The organism is Streptomyces recifensis (genome assembly GCF_002154615.1).
In the GTDB taxonomy this organism is placed as follows: Bacteria; Actinomycetota; Actinomycetes; order Streptomycetales; family Streptomycetaceae; genus Streptomyces; species Streptomyces griseoluteus.
Genome location: NZ_MUNH01000700.1, coordinates 1 through 606, shown reverse-complemented (window position 1 = coordinate 606; position 606 = coordinate 1). Strand labels below are relative to the sequence as shown.

Annotated in this window: 1 protein-coding gene; it reads right to left on the bottom strand. The window is 65.8% G+C overall.

The features are described from left to right. Window positions 1–14 precede the first annotated feature (14 nt). The gene (locus tag CCN33_RS28570) at window positions 15–509 is read right to left on the bottom strand and encodes a DUF6328 family protein (protein ID WP_086696297.1); all 495 of its coding nucleotides are present in this window, start codon (window positions 507–509) and stop codon (window positions 15–17) included. Window positions 510–606 lie beyond the last annotated feature (97 nt).

The following is a 606-nucleotide window of genomic DNA, read 5'->3' as shown; positions in this document are numbered from 1 at the left end:
CCAAACGAAAGACCCTAGCTGTCCTCGGGGTCCGAGTGCCGGCAACGGGCGTAGATCGGGAGGCCGTACCAGCACACCAGGTACCAGCAGACGACCGCGCCGACCAGCCACGGCACATAGCCGTCGTGGGTGGCCACCCGGAGGATCAGCAGCAGCGAGCAGGCCATGGTGGCCAGGAGCAGGACGAGGCCCACGAAGGTCAGCCTCCCCGCCAGCCGTACCGCCTCCGGTTTCACCCGCCGCCCGGACACCAGGCGGTGCAGGGAGACCGGCCCGATCAGGGCGCCGGTCGCACAGGCCCCCAGGACCACGGTGACGATGTAGATGATCTGGTTGGCGCTGGAGAGCTGGGAGTACTTGGGCTGGAAGACCACCGTCAGCAGGAAGCCGAACAGGATCTGTACGCCGGTCTGCGCGACACGTACCTCCTGGATCAGTTCGCCCCACTTGCGGTCGGCCCGCTCTTCCCTGGTTTCGTCCCGCCCCCTGCGCGGTGCCTCCTCGGTCATGCGGTGCAATTAACCGCGCAAACGTTCTTTCAAACCGCTCACTTGATCGGCTCTACTGTGCTGGTTCACTCGAAGTAGTGGCCCTGGTCCAGATCGG